Below are 14220 nucleotides of genomic sequence, written 5' to 3'. Positions count from 1 at the left end.
TTTAACTGAATAAATTATATTACCGGAGAACCATAAATCCTATGAGCACGCCTTTCAAAAGCATCGGTAAATTTATGAAAAGCAATATCAAACATTGAGCCCATTACCAATCCAAGCATTTTACTTTTAAATTCATAATCAATAAAAAATTCTATATTACAGATGTTGCTCTTCTCAGTATGATGAAAAGCCCAACGGTTTTCAAGATATTTGAATGGACCATCAATGTATTTAACCTCTATGCGTTTTTCCTTCGGTTGAAGAAAGACTTGAGTTGTAAAAGTTTCTCGGACAAGCTTATAGCCAACTGTCATGTCTGCAAGAAGCAAAGTCTTTTCCTCACATTTTTTACGAGAACGGACTATTAAAGCCTCACACATTGGTAAGAATTCAGGATAGCATTCAATATCTGCAACAAGATCAAACATTTCACGGGCACTATGGGCAATTTGCCGATGTGTTGTAAAAGTTGGCATAACTATCTCTGTAAAGCAAATTTTTCATCACGCGCTTTTTGCAAAATTGCAAAATCATCACCCGCATGATGAGATGAACGCGTCAGAGGATTGGAAGCCATATGTAAAAAACCTTTCACTTTACCAATTTTGGCAAAAGACTCAAACTCTTCGGGAGGCACAAAACGAATAACTGGATGATGCTTTCGCGTAGGCTGCAAATATTGCCCAATTGTCATAAAGTCAACATCTGCAGAGCGTAAATCATCCATCAATTGGAGAATTTCATTTCGTTCTTCTCCAAGACCAACCATAATTCCTGATTTTGTAAAGATTGTCGGATCCAGTTCTTTAACACGTTGTAATAACCGAATCGAATGAAAATAACGTGCCCCTGGACGAACCTTTAAATATTTAGAAGGAACCGTTTCTAAATTATGATTAAAAACATCAGGTTTAGCAGCAACAACAATTTCTAAAGCTCCATCCTTATGGCGAAAATCAGGTGTGAGAACTTCAATTGTTGTTTTAGGAGCTTTTCGACGAATCGCATAAATCACTTTCGCAAAATGCTCAGCACCACCATCAGCAAGATCATCACGATCAACTGATGTAATGACAACATGTTTTAATTCCATCCGTGCAACAGCATCTGCCACACGTTCTGGCTCGTTCTCATCAACGGCAAATGGTATACCTGTTGCAACGTTGCAAAATGCACATGCCCGCGTACATATTTCACCCAAAATCATAAAACTGGCATGACGCTGGCTCCAACATTCACCAATATTTGGGCAACCCGCTTCTTCACATACGGTTACTAATTTATGAGCACGTACAATACCATGCGTTTCCTTATAGACCTGTGATGTTGGCGCTTTTACACGAATCCAATCCGGTTTTTTTTGAACACTTGTATCAGGACGATGTGCCTTTTCAGGGTGACGCAAACGTCTATCTGTAACTCTATCAACAACCGTAACCATTTAAGCCTTTGCCTTATCAATATGGAATACCAATGAAAAATTAAACACAAAATTTTCCAGACAATCCAGTCATCAAGCATTTAAAACTTGACCATAAGCATCCAACACACTCTCTTTCATCATTTCCGATAATGTCGGATGTGGAAAGACAGTATGCATCAATTCTTCCTCGGTTGTTTCAAGATTCATAGCAATAACAAAACCTTGAATCAATTCTGTTACTTCTGCCCCTACCATATGCGCACCAAGAAGCTGTCCTGTTTTTTTATCAAAAATAGTTTTCACTAATCCCTGATCTTCACCCAAAGCAATCGCTTTGCCATTCGCTGAAAAGGAATAACGACCAACACGTATATCATAGCCTGCTTCTTTTGCCGCCGCTTCTGAAAGCCCTACAGAGGCGACTTGCGGTGTACAATATGTACAGCCTGGAATTTTCCTTTTATCAAGAGGGTGAATATTCTCCAATCTCGCAAGACGTTCAATGCATATTACACCTTCTTCTTCTGCTTTATGTGCTAACATAGGTGGACCAGCGACATCACCAATCGCATAAATACCCTCTACACCTGTCCAACTCCACTCATCAGTTACAATGCATCCACGATCAGTTTTTATACCTAATGCTTCTAATCCAAGATTCTCAATATTACCCTGAACCCCAACAGCGGAAATCAATCGATCCGCTGTGATCGTTTCTCTTTTACCCTTCACATCAATATGTGCAGTAATGGAATCGACAGCTTTTTCAACCTTTGTCACTTTTGCTTGGCTAAGAATGCGAATGCCTTTTTTCTCTAACCGTTTACGAGCAAATGTTGAAATTTCAATATCCTCAGCTGGCATGATGTGAGGCATCATTTCAACAACAGTTACGCTTGCCCCCATATCATGATAAAAAGAAGCAAATTCAATGCCAATGGCCCCAGATCCCATGACCAAGAGCGATTTCGGCATTACGTGGGGAATCATAGCTTCAAAATAAGTCCAAATGAGCTTCCCATCTGGCTCAATACCAGGAAGGATACGAGGACGTGCACCCGTTGCAATAATGATGTGCTTTGCTTGATAAATCCCTTCTCCTAATGTTCCTTTTGGTACTGGATTTTGCGGTTGCATAATCGGTTTGGAAGATGACGAAACCGTAATTTCCACAAGCTGACTCCCTTTCGCCTTCTTTGTAAATTTCGCTTCACCCCAAATAATATCGATTTTGTTTTTTTTCATCAAAAAACCAACACCAGCATTTAAACGCGCTGAAACTGCACGCGAACGTGCCACGACATCTTTGATATCAGCCTCAATTGAACCGTTGAGCTTTAAACCATAATCCTTCAAATGTTCAGAAAAATGCTTTATTTCCGCTGAACGTAAAAGTGCCTTTGTTGGAATACAACCCCAATTTAAGCAAATCCCACCTAGATGTTCACGTTCAACAATCGCAGTCTTAAAGCCACATTGTGCCGCACGAATTGCGGTTACATATCCGCCAGGACCTGATCCAATCACAATTACATCATAAAGATTCGCCACACTCATTCCTCCATGGATATACACAAAATGGACACGCACTCTTCGAGCTTAAAACAAAAAAACATGATAAAATTTTCTAGTAACTTTCATTCTAAGCTTCACATAAATGCCTTTACTCAATCACAAGTAGCAAAAACATCGCCCTTCAAACTCTTTAAATTCACTTTTATCATATTAACATACCATACTCACAAACACTTTACGTGAAGCACGTTTAAAACAGCTCAAATGAGCATTGTTAATGGATTTTCAATCATCTTCTTAAAAGTACGTGCAAGCTCTGCTGCTAACGCACCGTCAACAGCACGATGATCAGCGGAAAGTGTAACCGACATGACTGTCGCAGCCGCCAATGCACCATTTTTAACAACAGCACGTTGTTCACCTGCACCAATGGCAAAAATCGTCGCATGTGGCGGATTAAGAATAGCAGAAAAACTTTTCACACCATACATCCCCATATTCGATACAGCTGTTGTTCCCCCCTGATATTCTTCCATTTTCAGCTTAAGCTCACGTGCACGCTTTACAAAATCCTTCATCTCATTAGAGATAATCGATAAAGATTTTTTCTCTGCATGGCGAACAATTGGTGTAATTAACCCATTCTCAACAGAAACAGCTACCCCAACATCACAATGTTTGTGATGAAGTATTCCACCCTCAAGCCAAGAAACATTAGCATCGGGAACTGCCATCAAAGAAAGTGCTACAGCTTTAATAATCATATCGTTAACGGAAAGCTTATAAGCAGGCTTAGAACCTTCTTGCATTTTAATTATTGGTGCAGCAGCATTCAATTGTGTACGCAACTGCAATAACGCATCGAGTTCACAATCGAGCGTTACATAGAAATGTGGGACTTTTTGCTTTGATTCTACCAAACGTTTGGCGATTGTTTTACGCATATTATTATGAGGAGTGAATGTATATTCATCCTCTTTAAAGAGTTGCAGTATCTGTTTGTCAGAAGTATTTGCCGTTACCGGCTGTTCAATTTGTGAAGAATAAGAAGCCTTTGAAACACCACCCTTCATGGCCTTTTCTACATCGCGCTTGATAATACGCCCATGAGGACCACTTCCAGAAACAAGTGATAAATCAAGACCAACTTGAGTTGCCAATCTCCGCGCCAAAGGGGAAGCAAAAAAACGCATTCCCTTTTTACCTTGCTGCATTACTTGCTGGACTGATGATATATGAGAGATCTGTGCTACCTTTGAATCTCTCTGTTTTTCACCCTCTGATTCTTTGATTGCAAAAGAGGAAGGGGAATCTTCTGCAACCTTTGCTACTTCAGCTAAATCTTCTCCTTCTTCTGCTAAAACAACAATTAAACTATTCACTTTAACGCCTTGTGTTCCAGCAGGAACAACGATTTTAGCAACAGTTCCTTCATCAACAGCCTCGACTTCCATTGTCGCTTTATCTGTCTCAATTTCGGCAATTATATCACCAGAGGAAACCTGATCCCCCTCCTTGATATTCCATTTTGACAAATTCCCTTCTTCCATTGTTGGGGAAAGCGCAGGCATTGTAATTTTAATGGGCATAGTGCTTCCCTCCGTTATGCTTTATACGTCACAGCCTTAACGGCTTCAACAATTTCAGCGGTATTAGGCAAAGCCAATTTTTCAAGATTTGCAGCATAAGGCATCGGAACGTCTTTGCCAGCAACTGTAGCAACTGGAGCATCAAGATAATCAAAAGCCTGCTGCATAACACGCGTTGCTATCTCAGTTCCGACAGATGACTGAGGATATCCCTCCTCAATTGTTATCAAACGACCTGTCTTTTTGACTGAAGAAACAATTGTTGGAAGATCCATCGGACGAATGGTTCTTAAATCAATCAATTCAACATCAACACCGAGTTTTTCAATTTCTGGCAATGCTTGAACTGCATAATGCATACCAATCCCACACGCAACAACCGTCACATCCTGTCCAGATTTATGAATACGCGCTTTTCCAATAGGTAAAACAAAATCATCTATTTGGGGAACATCAAATTGATGACCATACAAAATCTCATTTTCAAGAAAAATAATGGGATTGTCATCACGAATAGCAGCTTTTAGCAAACCTTTTGCATCGGCAGCACTGTAAGGCATAACAACTTTAAGACCTGGAACATGACTATACCAGGCAGCATAGCACTGAGAATGCTGAGCACCAACACGTGCAGCAGCCCCATTGGGACCTCGAAAAACCATAGGAGCGGTCATTTGCCCACCAGACATATAACGGGTTTTCGCTGCGGAATTGATAATTTGATCCATTGCCTGCATAGCAAAATTAAATGTCATAAACTCGACAATGGGACGCAGCCCTCCAAAAGCAGCACCAACAGCCAACCCTGCAAAACCATGTTCTGTAATTGGTGTATCAATAACCCGGCGTGTACCAAATTCTTCCAATAAACCTTGGCTAACCTTATAAGCACCTTGATATTGTGCTACTTCTTCCCCCAACAGGAAAACCATTTCATCACGCCGCATCTCTTCAGCCATAGCTTGATTAAGCGCTTCACGCACCGTCATCGTAACCATCTTTGTCCCCGCTGGTATATCAGAATCAGGAAGAGTATCCAAAATAGGAAGTTGTGGCACTGATGAAGAAAAAGAAGAAGATGCACCCCCATTCTTTTGATGCGTATTTAAAGAATTTGTGCTCTGTGAAATATCCTCAACAGTTTCACCTTCTTCTAACAATACCGCAATAACGGTGTTAACTTTCACCCCTTCAGAACCTTCAAGCACACAAATTCTACCAAGAGTACCTTCATCAACAGCCTCTACTTCCATCATTGCTTTATCCGTCTCAATTTCAGCAATGATATCACCAGAGCTAACTTTATCGCCTTCTTTCTTGAGCCATTTAGATAATTTACCTTCTTCCATCGTTGGTGAAAGCGCAGGCATCAAAATATCAATAGACATACTTGCTTCCCTCGCATCAAACTAAAATGTCAGTATAGAGCTCAGAAGCATCTGGCTCTTGATCACTTTGCGCAAAATCTACCGCATCAGCGACAATCGCACGCACCTCTTTATCAATAGACTTTAAATCGTCTTCGCTCGCAAAACCTTGTTGAAGAATTCGATTTCTTACCTGATCAATCGGATCCTGTTCCTCTTTTATTTTCTGCACTTCTTCCTTTGAGCGATATTTCGCTGGATCAGACATGGAGTGACCACGATAACGATAAGTTTGCATATCAAGAATAATAGGCCCTTTACCTGAACGTGTCCAAGTAATTGCTTCATCAGCAGCCCCTTTTACTGCTCGAACATCCATACCGTCAACAACAATACCTGGAATTTCAAAGGAAAGACCACGACGAGAAAAATCAGTTTCTGCAGAGGCACGAGCAACTGATGTCCCCATAGCATACTGGTTATTTTCAATAATATAGACAACAGGAAGCTTCCAAAGCGAAGCCATATTAAAACTTTCGTAAACCTGCCCCTGATTGGCTGCACCATCACCAAAATACACCAATGTTACATTATCTTTACCAAGATACTGATTCGAAAACGCCAAACCAGAACCAATCGGAACCTGTGCACCAACAATGCCATGACCACCATAAAAATTCTTTTCTTTAGAAAACATATGCATCGATCCCCCTTTCCCCTTAGAAAAACCACCTTGACGCCCTGTTAACTCTGCCATAACCCCACGGGGACTCATCCCAACCGCCAACATGTGTCCGTGATCACGGTAAGATGTAATAACCTGATCACCTTCTTTTGCTGCCTTCAGCGTTCCAATAACAACAGCTTCTTGACCAATATAGAGATGACAAAATCCTCCGATAAGCCCCATACCATAAAGTTGGCCTGCTTTTTCTTCAAAACGGCGAATTAAAAGCATCTCACGGTAGGCATCAATTTCCTCTTCTTTTGTAAAATTAGCTATTTTTGCTTTCTTTGTGGTGTTTGATAATGCATTATGCACCACCGACGCAGAATTTTTTTTTAATCGTTCTGCCATATTAAACTCCCTATTATGATTATTTAGGAATAACCTTTACGAACAAAAGTTACAAGCATTATCACTCAGCTTAAATAATATCATAGGGGATTGGTTTAAAATATTTTTTGAAATTAAGCAGTTTATAATTAACTTTTAATCTCATTTAAAGGAGTTAAAATTGTCAATTCATTCGGCTTAGAAAAGTTTAAATTCCTTCTAACATACTCATCTAGCATATCCTTTTCAATATGCCCGTTGCGTAAAAGAGAAATACGCTTTTCAATAAATATCCGTTCAGCTTCTAACTTCTGAAGCTCCTCTTCTAATTCGACAATATATTGATTAACTTCACTGCGTGAATACAAGCCATACTCACCATGATAAATGTGATAACTGAAATAGCTCAAAACTCCCACTGTCATAAGTGGAAGTACAAAGCGCATTTTGATTGATCTGCGTTTTTGCTTTGTCCACATAAAATAGAATAATCTTTAAAGAATAATCCTCTTAACACCTGATTCAATTATGAACAATTTTCATTAATACCTCATTACCAAATCCTACACATGCAAATAATTTATTCTTATACACTGAGCACCCCTGCCATAATAAAGCTATGCCATATTATCTTCTATTATATTACAATATGCGGTATTTACTAATTTATGACTCCATACTCATTTTTATCTGTAAAGTTTGCTGTTAAAATGGCTATAAAATCAATAAATGCCCAAATCCCAGATACAAATGTCCTTGAAATTGTTAGAGTTAGAAATAGTATTACAATACCCATCCCAACTTTACCAACCATAAAGAAGTGAATACCAAATATCCCCACCAAAATAAGCAAATGCTCTTAGCATTTGTGATTTTTTCGGCTGTCTTTCATTCAAGAGAGGAACAACAGATTTAATGGCGCCTCCTTCACATACAAAATTAATGGTAATACCCACCCTCGGGTAGACTTTTTCTTAACCAATCCCAAGTCTCAAATTATAGCGCTTACCCCCATCGCCTAAAATGAGATAAGCCCCTTGATCTTAACCAATAATCTTACCTTTTATCCTTACTATTTATAAAATTACTACTCACATGTTCTTCATAAAAAAGTTTTTGCTCTCTTGATAAGATGTTCATGAACTTCACAGGAAGAATACAAGTCATACTCAACAGGATAAATGTTATAATGAAAATAGCTTAAAATTTTCCACCTATCATAAGCAGAAATACAAAGTACAATTTAAATTAATTCGCGTTTCTGCTTTGACCACATAAAATAGCACAATAGTTCACAATTTTCTCAATATCTTTATTAAATTATGTATAATATGCATAATCTTCATGAAAATTTCAGCATTAAATGCTCAAACCCAAGAAATATTGCTTACTTTTTATATTATACATTTACAATAATAGTTTATTTTATCATATACAATCTCTACTAATGTATAATTTGATTGCCATTTTTGTCAGTAAACTTCCCTGCCATAATGACTATAAAATCAACAATTGTCCAAATTCCTGTGATCATCAACCCGACAAGTGTTAACGATAGAATAAGCATTAAAGCACCCGTCCAAACTTTACCAACCATAAAACGATGAACACCAAATATACCAGCAACCCAACAAACGAGTGCAAGCATTACTTTTAAATGTTCTGACTGTTTTTTTAATAATGGAAAAACAGAATTGACAACATCTCCCTCACATACAAAATCAACAGTATCACCTATCTTCGGTGGATTCTTCCCTGACCAATCCCAAGTCGCAAATTGATAACGCTTACCATCATCACCGGAAACGAGATAAGTCCCCTGATCCTGACTAATAATTATACCTCTCATCTTTTAACACCTATAAAATCGTTGCCCCATATGTCTCATCATTAAATTTTATAACCCCAATGATATCACAATTTAAAATTTTACTCTTATCACTATCAACAATACCAATTGCCCGCATAACATGCCTGCAATCCTAGCATTTCTTCAATACGAATAAGCTGATTATATTTTGCTAATCTATCCGAACGTGCAAGAGAACCCGTTTTAATTTGCCCACAATTGGTCGCAACGGCAAGATCTGCAATAAAAGAATCTTCCGTTTCACCTGAACGATGAGATATAATGGCACGATAACCTGCTTTATGCGCTGTTTCTACAGCATCAAGCGTTTCACTTAGCGTGCCAATCTGATTAACTTTGATAAGAATAGAATTGGCTGCTCCCATTTTGATACCATCCCGCAAACGCGCAGAATTTGTTACAAATAAATCATCGCCAACAAGCTGACATTTTTTACCAATCGAGTCAGTGAGTAACTTCCAACCTTCCCAATCATCCTCAGCCATACCATCTTCAATTGTGATAATAGGGTAAGTTTTAATAAGTTGTGCTAAATAATCTACCTGTTCCCCCACATCACGATATTTCCCCTCACCTTCATAAAAATAGGAACCATTTTTATAAAATTCGGTTGCAGCACAATCTAAACCAAGGGCAATTTGTTCACCTGGTTTATACCCACATGCTATTATAGATTCCATAATAAAATCAATCGCTTGCTCGGCGCTTTTAAATTGAGGTGCAAAGCCACCCTCATCACCAACATTGGTATTATAACCTGCATCTTTTAAACGTTTTTTTAACGTATGAAAAATTTCAGCACCATAGCGAATTGCTTCTTTTAGCGTAGATGCTCCTACAGGAATAATCATAAATTCTTGAAAATCAATCGGGTTATCAGCATGAACACCACCATTAATAATATTCATCATTGGTGTCGGAAGAATATGTGCTTGTGTACCACCAATATAACGATATAGAGGTAAAGACAATGACTCTGCTGCTGCTTTTGCAACAGCCAATGAAACACCAAGAAGTGCATTAGCTCCAAGACGTGCTTTGTTTGGTGTTCCATCCAAGGCAATCATTGCTTGATCAATGCCGATTTGATTTCTGGCATCTCGTCCACCAAGTTCCTCAAGAATCTCGCCATTTATTGCAGCAATCGCTTTCTTAACGCCTTTTCCTTGATAGCGCGTACCACCATCACGTAGTTCTACAGCTTCATGGGCACCCGTCGATGCCCCAGAGGGAACAAGAGCACGGCCCAAAGCTCCATTTTCCAAATGAACTTCAACTTCTACAGTTGGATTACCTCGGCTATCAAGTACTTCACGTCCAATAATATCGACAATTATAGTCATATGTGTTTCCTTATCCAACAAAAGTCTCGATCATTTTAACATAATGAGAAACATCTTCTCTATTCAATTGTCTTCTTTGACAGATAATCAAATTCCATTAAAGTCTCAAGCAGTCTTTGTAAATGATCAATTTTAATCATATTCGGTCCATCAGAAGGAGCATTATCTGGATCTTGATGCGTTTCTAAAAAAATACCGGCCACCCCAACCGAAACAGCCGCACGCGCCAAAATTTCAACAAATTGACGCTGCCCACCAGATGAATCACCCTGACCACCTGGCTCCTGAACAGAATGCGTTGCATCAAAAATAACAGGAGCACCAAATGAACGCAAAATAGGCAATGAACGCATATCAGAAATAAGTCGATTATAACCAAATGAAGTACCTCGCTCACAAAGCATAACATTCCGGTTACCACTTTGCGTGACCTTTCTTAAAACATTCTTCATATCCCACGGTGCTAAAAACTGACCTTTTTTAATGTTGATAACACGCCCCGTTTTGGCTGCTGCCACCAAAAGATCTGTTTGACGACATAAAAAAGCAGGTATTTGCAAAATATCTACTGTTGAAGCAACAACCGTACATTGCTCTTCTGTATGCACATCAGTCAAAATCGGACAACCAAATTCCTTCTTCAAATCAGAGAAAATAGCCATTGCATTTTCAAGACCAACACCCCGTACGGCACTCAAAGACGTCCTGTTGGCTTTATCGTAACTCGATTTATAAACAAATCCAATACCAACTTGATCCGTAATTGTCTTAATTCGGCCAGCCATTTCAAAAGCGTGATCGCGACTTTCTATCTGACATGGCCCCGCAATTAATGAAAAGGGTGCTTCATTTGAAAAAATAATATTTCCAACTTTCACAATGGCATTTGGTTCAGACATTTTATCCCTCAAAAAGCAAATAACTCAATTTATGAACTAAACCAATCGACTTTGTTCTACAGTGGCTTCAATAAAAGAAGAAAAAAGTGGATGTGGATCAAAGGGACGTGATTTTAGTTCTGGATGATATTGAACACCAATGAACCATGGATGATCTGCATATTCTATCGTTTCTGGCAAAACACCATCAGGAGACATACCAGAAAAAACCAAACCACATTGTTCTAGCTTGTCTTTATAATCAATATTGACCTCATAACGATGACGATGTCGCTCGTAAATCCTTGTCATGCCATAAATTTGGGCAATATGGCTATTTTCTTTCAACTCTGCGGCAAAAGCACCAAGACGCATGGTACCACCAAAATTGCCACATTTTGTGCGTTTCTCAAGCACATCCCCTTTGAGCCATTCTGTCATTAAACCTACAATTGGATTTTTCGTTTCGCAAAACTCACTTGATGAAGCATTCTCAATCTGTGCAATATTGCGCGCAGCTTCTATACAAGCCAATTGCATCCCAAAACAAATACCGAAAAATGGAACTCTACGTTCCCGCGCAAATTGAATTGCTCGCATTTTGCCTTCTGCACCACGCACCCCAAAAGCACCAGGCACCAAAATTCCATGAACTTTTCGTAAAGTGGACGTAGGATCTTCTCTTTCAAAAAGCTCTGCATCAATCCATTCAATATTAACTTTTACTTTATTGGCTAAACCACCATGCGCAATCGCCTCAGTGAGAGACTTGTAAGCATCTTTCAATCCCGTATATTTTCCAACAACAGCAATTGTCACTTCCCCTTCGGGATGGTGAATTCGATGTGTAATATCTTCCCAACGATCCATGTTGGGTTTATGTGCTGGATGCATTCCAAAAGCAGAAAGAACTTCTGAATCTAACCCCTCTTTATGATATGCTATGGGAACATCATAAATCGTTGGCATATCTAATGCCTGAATAACAGCAGTTGGGCGAACATTACAAAAAAGTGATAATTTACTCCGCTCTGTTTCTGGAATAGGCCTATCTGCACGTACCAACAAAATATCGGGAGCAATACCAACTGATTGTAATTCTTTGACAGAATGTTGTGTTGGCTTGGTTTTTAATTCACCAGCCGAAGAAATATAAGGCATTAATGTAAGATGCACATAAATAACATTTTGCCTCGGTAACTCATTATGAAGCTGACGAATCGCTTCAAGAAAAGGCATTGCTTCAATGTCACCAACTGTGCCACCTATTTCACATAAAACAAAGTCAAATTCTTCGTTTCCCGTAGTAATGAATCTCTTAATTTCATCAGTAACATGAGGAATCACCTGGACTGTTGCACCCAAATAATCACCACGTCTCTCTCGTTCAATGATATTGCGATAAATACGCCCTGTTGTAATGTTGTCTTGGCTATTTGCAGAACGCCCGGTAAAACGCTCATAATGACCAAGATCAAGATCCGTTTCTGCACCATCGTCGGTTACAAACACCTCACCATGTTGATAAGGTGACATCGTACCTGGATCAACATTCAAATAAGGATCAAGTTTGCGAAGCCGTACGCTATACCCACGAGCTTGCAATAATGCAGCTAATGCTGCTGCTGCGATGCCTTTTCCAAGGGAAGAAACCACACCACCAGTAATAAAAACATAACGTGCCATGGGCTTATAGTGATAAGCAGTTTATAATGATTTTTCCAGAAAAAAATGCGAAAAGAAACAGTTTTTTTCTATAAAATAAAAAAGGTGAAAAAATCACCTTTTTTCAATCTATACTTTCTTAAAAAAACTACTTTGCATCATTACCAGGAACTGGATTTTCAAGAATCGGCGGAACTGGGTTTTCAGTTGCAGGATGATCTTTAGACTGATTTTGTTCCTGAGGTGGAACCGAACCACCACCTAGCTCCTCCAAAATAGAAGGTTCAGCCTCACTCTTTGATGATGGCGCAACTTCTGAAGTGCCTTTATTTGTAGAGTTTTGTTCTGAGTGAACTGGAATACGTTTGAGAATATCAGAACTGGAGTTCGATATACTGCCTACTACGGTAAGTCCAATGGACACTGCAAAAAAACAGCACGCTAGGATAGCTGTCAAACGAGATAGCGCATTTTTGCTACCACGGGTTTTCATCAACCCCGAACCACTACTCACACCAAGCCCGCCACCTTCCGAATGTTGGATTAATATAACACCAACCAAAGTAATAACAACTAAAAAATGGATAACAATAAGTACTGTTTGCATAAATCCTGCTCTTCAAATAACTCTTTATGGTTATTTACACATAAATTGCACACAATCCAAGGGAAAACAAAGAGTTCTCTCTTATAATTTACGATAAACATCGCAAATAGTTAAAAAATCAATCGCTTTTAAACTTGCTCCACCTATCAGAGCACCATTCACATGAGCAGTACTCAGAAGCTCGAATGCATTGGATGGTTTTACTGATCCACCATACAGCAAACGTATCTTGGCCCCCTCATCACCAAAACGAGAATGCATCTTATGGTGAATAAACGCATGTACCTCTGCAACATCTGCTGAAGTCGCTGTATTGCCTGTCCCTACAGCCCATACAGGTTCATAAGCGATAATGATATTTTCTGCTGTTGCACCATCTGGTAAAGATCCTTCAAGTTGCCGCGTAAGCACATCCAACACTTTATTACTTTTGCGTTCTTCCAATGTTTCTCCAACACAAATAAGAGCAACAAGACCTGCTCGCCATGCCGCTTGCACTTTAGCACGAACAATTGCATCACTTTCCTGATAAACTGTGCGACGCTCTGAATGCCCAATAATGACATGACTTGCTCCTGCTTCTTTAAGCATAAAAGCTGAAATATCTCCAGTATAAGGACCATAATCATCAAAATGACAATTTTGCCCTCCTAAGAGAATATTTTCTCCACCCAGAATATCAAAAGCACGGGATAAAAGCGTTGCTGGAACACAAATAAGCGCTTCAAACAAACGACCTAAATCAGAGCTAATGCCAGCGGCAATGGCACGTAATTCTCCAAGAGATTCACCAGTTCCATTCATTTTCCAATTTCCCGCAATAAAAGGTCGAATATTTGGAGACATATTTTTACCTCAAGAGCAATCACAACATTTTTTATCTTTAGGTATCAAATTATAAAATGA

14 protein-coding genes are annotated in these 14220 nt (G+C 39.1%); all 14 read right to left on the bottom strand.

Features of this window, described 5'->3' with window-relative positions:
* Nucleotides 1-14: 14 nt before the first annotated feature.
* Nucleotides 15-476, bottom strand: a complete 462-nt coding sequence (locus AYT27_RS03005; protein ID WP_011180509.1) for a type II toxin-antitoxin system RatA family toxin — start codon at nt 474-476, stop codon at nt 15-17.
* Nucleotides 477-478: 2 nt separating this feature from the next.
* On the bottom strand, nt 479-1441 hold the full coding sequence (gene lipA / locus AYT27_RS03000) for a lipoyl synthase (protein WP_011180508.1): 963 nt from the start codon (nt 1439-1441) through the stop codon (nt 479-481).
* Nucleotides 1442-1513: 72 nt separating this feature from the next.
* A complete protein-coding gene (gene lpdA, locus AYT27_RS02995) occupies nt 1514-2974 on the bottom strand; it encodes a dihydrolipoyl dehydrogenase (RefSeq protein WP_011180507.1) in 1461 nt (486 codons plus the stop codon).
* A gap of 224 nt (nt 2975-3198) precedes the next feature.
* The gene (locus AYT27_RS02990) at nt 3199-4527 is read right to left on the bottom strand and encodes a pyruvate dehydrogenase complex dihydrolipoamide acetyltransferase (protein ID WP_011180506.1); all 1329 of its coding nucleotides are present in this window, start codon (nt 4525-4527) and stop codon (nt 3199-3201) included.
* 14 nt (nt 4528-4541) lie between these two features.
* Nucleotides 4542-5915, bottom strand: a complete 1374-nt coding sequence (locus AYT27_RS02985) for a pyruvate dehydrogenase complex E1 component subunit beta (RefSeq protein ID WP_011180505.1) — start codon at nt 5913-5915, stop codon at nt 4542-4544.
* A gap of 16 nt (nt 5916-5931) precedes the next feature.
* The gene (pdhA, locus tag AYT27_RS02980; RefSeq protein WP_011180504.1) at nt 5932-6972 is read right to left on the bottom strand and encodes a pyruvate dehydrogenase (acetyl-transferring) E1 component subunit alpha; all 1041 of its coding nucleotides are present in this window, start codon (nt 6970-6972) and stop codon (nt 5932-5934) included.
* Between the two features lie 128 nt (nt 6973-7100).
* Complete coding sequence (locus tag AYT27_RS02975) at nt 7101-7430, bottom strand: FtsB family cell division protein (RefSeq protein ID WP_011180503.1); 330 nt, start codon at nt 7428-7430, stop codon at nt 7101-7103.
* A 182-nt stretch (nt 7431-7612) separates the two neighbouring features.
* Nucleotides 7613-7747 (bottom strand): hypothetical protein, encoded by a 135-nt coding sequence (locus tag AYT27_RS09670; protein WP_368670527.1) that lies wholly within the window; start codon nt 7745-7747, stop codon nt 7613-7615.
* 648 nt (nt 7748-8395) lie between these two features.
* Nucleotides 8396-8800, bottom strand: coding sequence for a TM2 domain-containing protein (locus AYT27_RS02970; protein ID WP_011180502.1), 405 nt, complete (start codon nt 8798-8800; stop codon nt 8396-8398).
* A gap of 95 nt (nt 8801-8895) precedes the next feature.
* The gene (eno, locus tag AYT27_RS02965) at nt 8896-10164 is read right to left on the bottom strand and encodes a phosphopyruvate hydratase (protein WP_011180501.1); all 1269 of its coding nucleotides are present in this window, start codon (nt 10162-10164) and stop codon (nt 8896-8898) included.
* A 59-nt stretch (nt 10165-10223) separates the two neighbouring features.
* Entirely contained in the window at nt 10224-11063 is an 840-nt protein-coding gene (gene kdsA / locus AYT27_RS02960) for a 3-deoxy-8-phosphooctulonate synthase (protein WP_011180500.1), read from the bottom strand.
* A gap of 36 nt (nt 11064-11099) precedes the next feature.
* Nucleotides 11100-12728, bottom strand: a complete 1629-nt coding sequence (locus tag AYT27_RS02955; RefSeq protein WP_011180499.1) for a CTP synthase — start codon at nt 12726-12728, stop codon at nt 11100-11102.
* 127 nt (nt 12729-12855) lie between these two features.
* Nucleotides 12856-13314 (bottom strand): preprotein translocase subunit SecG, encoded by a 459-nt coding sequence (secG, locus tag AYT27_RS02950; RefSeq protein WP_011180498.1) that lies wholly within the window; start codon nt 13312-13314, stop codon nt 12856-12858.
* Nucleotides 13315-13395: 81 nt separating this feature from the next.
* Entirely contained in the window at nt 13396-14160 is a 765-nt protein-coding gene (gene tpiA, locus AYT27_RS02945; protein WP_011180497.1) for a triose-phosphate isomerase, read from the bottom strand.
* Between the last annotated feature and the right edge of the window lie 60 nt (nt 14161-14220).

Source organism: Bartonella henselae str. Houston-1, from assembly GCF_000046705.1.
Classification (GTDB): Bacteria; Pseudomonadota; Alphaproteobacteria; order Rhizobiales; family Rhizobiaceae; genus Bartonella; species Bartonella henselae.
The sequence above is the reverse complement of the archived record's forward strand: the minus strand, read 5'-3'. Positions and strand labels throughout refer to the sequence as shown.